9 protein-coding genes and 1 pseudogene are annotated in these 7,067 nt (G+C 45.6%); 6 read left to right on the top strand and 4 right to left on the bottom strand.

The genetic code is table 11. The annotated features are described in order from the left end of the window. Nucleotides 1-64 precede the first annotated feature (64 nt). From Q0256_RS01440 to Q0256_RS01425, 4 genes are read right to left on the bottom strand one after another with little or no spacing between them, the layout of a single operon-like run. Nucleotides 65-685, bottom strand: a complete 621-nt coding sequence (locus Q0256_RS01440; RefSeq protein ID WP_297959346.1) for a type III pantothenate kinase — start codon at nucleotides 683-685, stop codon at nucleotides 65-67. Beyond that, on the bottom strand, nucleotides 672-1,007 hold the full coding sequence (locus Q0256_RS01435; RefSeq protein ID WP_297879852.1) for a hypothetical protein: 336 nt from the start codon (nucleotides 1,005-1,007) through the stop codon (nucleotides 672-674). Before Q0256_RS01435 ends, Q0256_RS01440 begins: the two co-directional genes overlap by 14 nt. Then, entirely contained in the window at nucleotides 994-2,007 is a 1,014-nt protein-coding gene (locus tag Q0256_RS01430) for an L-seryl-tRNA selenium transferase (protein WP_297959344.1), read from the bottom strand. The genes Q0256_RS01435 and Q0256_RS01430 overlap by 14 nt, the downstream gene beginning before the upstream one ends. Continuing rightward, nucleotides 2,007-2,558, bottom strand: a complete 552-nt coding sequence (locus tag Q0256_RS01425; protein WP_297883045.1) for a hypothetical protein — start codon at nucleotides 2,556-2,558, stop codon at nucleotides 2,007-2,009. The genes Q0256_RS01430 and Q0256_RS01425 overlap by 1 nt, the downstream gene beginning before the upstream one ends. A gap of 116 nt (nucleotides 2,559-2,674) precedes the next feature. Between Q0256_RS01425 and gatC the strand changes: the two genes are divergently transcribed. The 6 genes and pseudogenes from gatC to glyA form a co-directional block, all read left to right on the top strand. Continuing rightward, nucleotides 2,675-2,962 carry an Asp-tRNA(Asn)/Glu-tRNA(Gln) amidotransferase subunit GatC gene (gene gatC / locus Q0256_RS01420; RefSeq protein ID WP_291939991.1) on the top strand — a complete coding sequence of 96 codons (288 nt, stop codon included), beginning with the start codon at nucleotides 2,675-2,677 and terminating at the stop codon, nucleotides 2,960-2,962. A 10-nt stretch (nucleotides 2,963-2,972) separates the two neighbouring features. Next, nucleotides 2,973-4,055, top strand: a complete 1,083-nt coding sequence (locus tag Q0256_RS01415) for a type IV pilus twitching motility protein PilT (protein ID WP_005871218.1) — start codon at nucleotides 2,973-2,975, stop codon at nucleotides 4,053-4,055. After that, the gene (locus tag Q0256_RS01410) at nucleotides 4,055-4,732 is read left to right on the top strand and encodes a CvpA family protein (RefSeq protein ID WP_297959342.1); all 678 of its coding nucleotides are present in this window, start codon (nucleotides 4,055-4,057) and stop codon (nucleotides 4,730-4,732) included. The genes Q0256_RS01415 and Q0256_RS01410 overlap by 1 nt, the downstream gene beginning before the upstream one ends. After that, nucleotides 4,729-5,196, top strand: a complete 468-nt coding sequence (locus Q0256_RS01405; protein ID WP_297959340.1) for a Fur family transcriptional regulator — start codon at nucleotides 4,729-4,731, stop codon at nucleotides 5,194-5,196. The genes Q0256_RS01410 and Q0256_RS01405 overlap by 4 nt, the downstream gene beginning before the upstream one ends. 1 nt (nucleotide 5,197) lies before the next feature. Beyond that, the gene (lysS, locus tag Q0256_RS01400) at nucleotides 5,198-6,694 is read left to right on the top strand and encodes a lysine--tRNA ligase (protein WP_297959338.1); all 1,497 of its coding nucleotides are present in this window, start codon (nucleotides 5,198-5,200) and stop codon (nucleotides 6,692-6,694) included. Beyond that, nucleotides 6,694-7,067 (top strand): annotated as a pseudogene (glyA, locus tag Q0256_RS01395) (serine hydroxymethyltransferase); the annotation flags it as partial. The gene lysS and the pseudogene glyA, both read left to right, overlap by 1 nt.

Below are 7,067 nucleotides of genomic sequence, written 5' to 3'. Positions count from 1 at the left end.
AAAATGGTTTTAAAAATTTTAAGCGTATCGTCGGCTATGCGGCCTTTGGGAAGCGCTATGGTTATCATGCGAGCCCCTTTTTTGCGATCAAGCTCACCATCGATTTAAAGATGAGATCCTTTTCATAGATCGAGTTGCGAAAATACCGCATCAGATAGGCTCCGTCGCCGCCCGTGAAGTAAATTTTATTATTGCCCGCGATGTTTTCGATAGTAAGCACGATAGGCTTTAAAATCCCGTAGTTTACGGCACTTACGGTCTTTTGCGGTAGCGGGTCCAGATCGATATTGGTTGAAAGCGTTACATCCAGCACGGACGCGATGCTCGCGAACGACTTTAAAAGCGTGCTAATGCCGGGCATTATAAATCCGCCTAGGTGCGAGCTTTTAAACATCAAATCCACGGTGATTGCGCTGCCCGCATCGACGACAACGCCGGTGCTTACGGCCGAACACGCCGCTATGCGGTCGATCCCGAGCCCGCGGTAGGCGGTTTTTAGCTCAAAGTGCGGCGCCAGATCGACAAATAGAGGGTTTTTCAGCTTTTTTTTCACGCTTTCATTGACGCTAATGAAAAAAATTCGCTCTTTCGGCTCGTACCGCATAAATTCCGCTATGGGCATGCTTTGCGTTACGCCGCCTTTATAAAATTTAACCCTGGAATTTCCTACGTCACACAAAAGCATAGAGGCTAAATCCGTTTTCTTTTAAAAATTTCGCGCTTTTAGAGCACATTTGCGAGTTGTAAAACAGCACGCGCTTTTTGACGACCTTGCCTAGGCTTGCGCTAATGTCGCTTGCGAGCGAGAGTAGAAATTCCGCATCGCGCATCACAAAGCGAGATTTTGCGTCGCGCATAAATAAAAGGACGTTGTAGCTTTTCAGATCCACGCCGAAATACGCGCCGTATGAGCGCGAGCGTGTGAAGCTAGCGATATCTAGCGTTTGAAATTTTTGAAGCAGGAGCCCTTCGCGAACGCAGAGTTTTGAAATTTTATCTAGCATCAAAATTTAAAATTTTATCGTCGTAGTAAAACGAGCTGCCTGCGATAAAGGACTTATCATCGAGTTCGCCATTTAGCTCGTAGATCGCTTGTCCCTCTAAATTTTCATTTACACGGATGACGTAGCCATTGCGCTCGATGATATACAGATAGCCGCCGCTAAGCAATGCGCCACTAAATTGTGCGAAGGTGAATTTGCGCGATTTGATCAAATTTAGCCCGCGATCGAGTAGCTCGACTCTGCCGTCTTTTAAGAAAAGATAAATTCTATCGCCGCTAAAAATCACGTCTTTGATGTCTACGTTATGATTTTTATTGCCCGCAGGACTTACCAGCATTAGCCTAGTGGCGGTCACAGCATAAAGGTTATCGCCCTTGTTTTCTAAGGCGATAATGTTGTTAAAAAACGGCTGGTTGCTCACGACGAAATCGCGTGCCGAGCGCCCACCTACGTTTTCTGCGATGCTGACTAGTCCGTCTAACGCAGGATAAGCGATAAGTTGGTTGATAAATAGCGGTGACGCTACGCGCGAATCGATTGCGAATGCATCGCCTACTTTATGATCGAGTACCACTGCGCCCGAGCTTAGCTTGATAAGCATGATCGAGTCATCGCTCATGACTAAAGCCAAATCATCGCCGCGTATATTTGCACTTAGCGCTTGTCTGCCGAGGGCTTTTTCAAATTTTACGGCGCCTGTGCCACTAACTACTTTAAGCGTGCCATTGATATCAGTTACGACGAAATTTCCGTCATATTCGCCTAAAAATTTCTCACTTTTTAAGACTTTGAAATTTTTCACCAATCCGTTTTTAGAGATGACTTCGCCGTCTTTTAGCGTAGCACCATCTTTACTAACCGCTACGATTTCCGACGGCAGCGAGCCGTTAAATTTCATATCACTTGTGATGTTTTCGTCGCTAGGTTCGAAATACTGGCGCTTCGTCGAGCAGCCTAAAAATAAAAACGATAGTAAAAGCGTAAATATCAGCGTTTTTTTCATTATTTATTGCCTCCATAGTGTTTCAAAGCAAGTGCGATTTGACGAACTGGCGAGTTGAGCGGAATTTTATCTAGCTCTGCGTGAGCTTGCTCGATTTTGCCTTCTTTTAGCAGGTCGTAGCCCTTGAGCAAAGAATCGTAATCGGCGAGTAGCACTCCGCCTTGCTTGCCGTTTTGTAGATTTATTATCTCTTTTAGCATAACATCGATGCCTTGGGTATTTTCTAGCGCCGCTCGCTCGTCTGCAGAGCCGTTTTGCAAAATATAAAGAGCGTATAGATTTATATCTTTTTGCTTAAGCTCGGCTAGCTTAGCGTCGTCGCGCTTGTTAAGCAGCTCGTCATAGATCGCATTAGCACTTGCTATGCGGCGATCGCTTAGAAATTCATTTGCGTAATATCCGATAAATGCTACGATCAAAACCGCAGCCAAAAATATCAGCGGCTTTTTGTATTTTTTTACGAAAATTTCACTTTTTATGACGCTTTCTAGAAACTGCTCTTCTGTGCCAATCTCTTTTTTCACGCCTTCGATGTCGTCTTTTAAAGCCAAAATTTAGTCCTTTATTTGAGAAAATCGGCGTAATTGTAGCATAAAAAATTTTAAATACCGCCTAAGATAAAGAATTTTTATGATATAATGTCGCATTTATCAGAAAAAGGAAAGTTATGATAATAGACGATGCCTTGCTAAGTAAGCTGGAAAGGCTATCTGCTCTTAAAATTCCAGATGCTAAGCGAGAGGAATTTAAAGGGCAATTAAATAATATCGTAGATTTTGTAGAAATTCTAAATGAGCTGGATTTACAAAGCGGCGAGGCGGCTATCACTACGTTAAAAGGTGGTACTCCGTTTCGCAAAGATATCCCACGCAAAAGCGACGTCGCAGAAAGCGTCTTAAAGCATGCTCCGCAGTCCGAAGGCGGCTACTTCGTAGTACCGAAAATCATAGATTGAAAGGAATTTTATGGAAGAAGTTCAAAGAAATTTAGTAGATATCGAAACCCTACTAAAAACCGTCGTTTTTAACAAAGCGAGCGACCTCCACTTAGTTTCGCGCTCGGCGCCTCAAATACGTATCGACGGAACATTGCGCCCGCTTGCCATGGATCCGCTTAAGGGCACGGATATCGAGTATATCTGCTACGCGCTCATTACCGATGCGCAAAAAAGTGCGCTCGAGGAAAATAAAGAGCTTGACTTTGCGATCGAGCTTCCTAATATCGGACGCTTCCGTGGTAACTACTACTACACTATGAACGGCGATTTGGCTGCCGCATTTCGTATTATTCCTATCGATATTCCTAGCCTGGATGATTTAAAAGCCCCTACGATTTTTAAAGAGGTAGTCAAGCACGAAAAAGGTATGATTTTGGTTACCGGGCCTACTGGTAGCGGTAAATCAACTACTCTTGCCGCGATGCTAAACGAGATCAACGAAAAAGAGCGCAAGCACATCATCACCGTTGAAGATCCGGTCGAGTTCGTCCATACCAATAAAAAAGCGCTTTTCTCTCACAGAAATATTGGCACCGATACCCATTCCTACGCTAATGCGTTAAAATTTGCCTTGCGTGAGGACCCGGACATTATCCTAGTTGGTGAGATGCGCGATAGAGAGACTATCTCGATTGCTATTACCGCGGCTGAAACCGGTCACTTGGTATTTGGTACGCTACACACCAACTCCGCGATGCAGACGATCAACCGTATTATCGATAGCTTTGATGGTGGCGAGCAGCTCCAAGTGCGAAATATGCTCTCCGTATCGCTTACTGCGGTCATTTCGCAATCGCTTTTGCCAAAGCTTGGCGGCGGACGTATCGCGATCCATGAAATTTTGCTCAATAACAATGCCGTAGCAAATCTAATCCGCGAAAACAAGGTGCATCAAATTTACTCTCAAATGCAGCTAAATCAGCAATCTACCGGTATGATAACTCAAACTCAAGCGATGGTAAAGGCGATCCGTGCAAATCAAATTTCAAAAGACACGGCGTTTAGGTACTCGACTAACCTGCAAGAGCTAATAGGCGTGGTGGGTGCTTGATGGAAGGTATTAATTGGTTCGACGTCGGCTGTTTGGTACTCGTAGTGCTCTTCGGACTGCGCGGTATCACCAACGGCATTGTAAAAGAAATTTTTGGAATTTTGGGTCTCATCGGCGGTCTTTTTGCCGCGATGCGCTATAAAACTATGGCAGGCGAGTGGATTGCAGCAAAAATTCCAGCTTTGCAGAATGCAAACGGCGTGCTTTCGGGCGACACGACGCAGGTTCTCATCGGCTTTATCGCTGTGCTTTTTGGCGTATGGATCTCGTGTCTGATTATAGGCGAAATTATTTCAAAATTCTTTAAATGGAGCGGACTCGGATTTGTCGATAAGATCGGCGGTTTCGTTTTTAGCGTAAGTAAAATTTTCTTGATTTTTGCCGTTATCGTTACGCTTGCAAGCGGTCCTATGTCGATGAACGAACAGACTAAAAGGTATTTTGAAAGCAGCAAAACTGCGCCGATTTTTTTAAAAATCGGAAATTGGATTTTAAATCTCAAAGACGATCCGAAGATCAAACAAAGCTTGGATTCTATTGGTTCTAAGATGGATGACAAGCTCTTAAAAGATCAGAATTCTACCGCCCGTATGAACTCGGATCAAAATCAAAGCACTGAACCTAGCGATTTTAACGCCAGTTCAGAAATAAATTCTACAGAAAGGACAAAATTATGAATGCAAAAATCGAAAATTTAGAGTTTGACGCTCTAATTGTTGAGTTTAAAAAGGCGCTTGCCGCTAGCGGCCTAAAATATACCAAGCAGCGCGAGGTTTTGCTCCGCACGCTTTATAACAACAACAAGCACTTCACACCTGAGGCGCTTCACAACGAGATCAAAGCGAAATTTCCGGAGCTAAACGTAGGCATAGCGACCGTGTATCGTACCTTAAATTTATTAGAGGATTCGGGGATGGCGACGTCGATCTCATTTGGCGCACAGGGCAAGAAATTTGAGCTTGCCAACAAGCCTCACCACGACCATCTAATCTGCAAAAGCTGCAATAAGATCATAGAATTTCAAGACGCCACTATCGAGCGCAAACAGCTTTCCGTCGCCAAAGAGCACGGATTTACGCTTACGGGACATATGATGCAGCTGTATGGAATTTGCCCTGAATGCGCGGCAAAAAGGAAGTAGATTGTTTGATAGCCAGTTAGAAATCCAAAGGATAGACAAGGCGTCGGAACTTCGGAATTTAGGGGCTAATCCCTATCCGCACTTTCTAAAAAAAGATATGAGCATAGCCGAGTTTAAAGAGAAATTCGGCTACATAAAAGATACCGAGGATAAAAAAGCGAGCGAGGAGGTAAGCCTTGCCGGAAGGTTAAAGCTAAAGCGCGTCGCGGGCAAATCCACCTTCGCAAACATAGAAGATCAAAGCGGCAATATTCAAATTTATTACTCTCGCGACAGCATAGGCGAGGAGGATTACGCTAAATTTAAGAAAAATCTCGAAGTAGGCGATATAATTTTGGTGCGCGGATACGCTTTCGTCACCCAAACGGGCGAGTTTTCGATCCATGCCAGCAAAATAACGCTCGCATCCAAAGCGATCTGCCCGCTTCCGGAGAAATTTCACGGCCTTGTCGATATCGAGATGCGCTACCGCCAAAGATACCTCGATATGATAATGAACCCCGAGATCCGCGAGGATTTTATTAAGCGCTCGATCATCGTTAGCGAGATCCGCAGCTTTTTTGAAAAACACGGATTTTTAGAGGTCGAAACGCCGATGATGCACCCTATCGCGGGCGGCGCGAATGCTAAGCCTTTCATCACGCACCACAACGCCCTCGACGTCGATCGCTACCTGCGTATCGCGCCGGAGCTGTATCTTAAGCGCCTCGTCGTAGGCGGCATGGAGGCGGTCTTTGAGATCAATCGAAACTTCCGCAACGAGGGTATGGATCTGACGCACAATCCGGAATTTACAAGCATAGAATTCTACTGGGCGTGGCATGATTATAATGATGCGATGAACCTAACCGAGGAGCTATTTAAAGCGCTGTTTAAGAGGCTAGGGCTGGGCGAAATTTTAACTTACGATGAGCGCGAGATCGATTTTTCAAAGCCTTTTGCGCGCATAAAGTATCTCGACGCGCTTACTCAGATAGGCGGCATTGAGCCGCAGATCGTAAATGATCGCGAAAAGATCATCGCCAAACTCAAAGAGGATAAATTTGAAGTCAATGAAAAGCTCGATCTAGGCCACCTGCAGAGCGAACTTTTTGATAATTACGTAGAGGCTAAGCTCATAAATCCGACCTTCATCGTGGATTTTCCGATCTCGATCAGCCCGCTTTCGCGCAGAAGCGACGAAAATCCGCAGATAGCCGAGAGATTTGAGCTTTACATCGCAGGCAAGGAGCTAGCCAACGCCTTTAACGAGCTGAACGATCCGCTCGATCAATACGCCAGATTTAAGGCTCAAATCGACGCTAAAAACGCGGGCGACGACGAAGCTCACGAGATGGACGAGGATTACGTCCGCGCGCTTAGCTACGCGATGCCGCCGACTACCGGCTGGGGGCTTGGGATCGATCGCTTGGCGATGATTTTGCTGAATAAAAAATCGATCCGCGACGTGATTTTATTCCCTGCGATGAGGCCGCTAAATTCTGAAAAGGAGCAGTAATGTCAAATTTAGAAAAATTCGATAATGAAATTTTTAGTTTAACCAACAAAGAGCTTGCCCGCCAGTGCGATTATTTGGAGATGATTGCGAGCGAAAATTTTACCTATACAGAGGTGATGGAAGCGATGGGCTCGGTGCTAACGAACAAATACGCCGAGGGCTATCCCGGCAAGCGCTACTACGGCGGCTGTGAGTATGTCGATGTGGCGGAGCAGCTTGCCATTGACCGCGCGAAGGAACTCTTCGGCGCAGCATGGGCAAATGTGCAGCCGCATTCGGGCGCACAGGCGAATATGGCGGTGTTCTTTGCACTCCTGCAGCCGGGCGACACGATCCTCGGCATGAATCTGACGGATGGGGGACATCTGACGCA

Source organism: uncultured Campylobacter sp. (genome assembly GCF_937949835.1).
GTDB lineage: Bacteria > Campylobacterota > Campylobacteria > Campylobacterales > Campylobacteraceae > Campylobacter_B.
The sequence above is the reverse complement of the archived record's forward strand: the minus strand, read 5'-3'. Positions and strand labels throughout refer to the sequence as shown.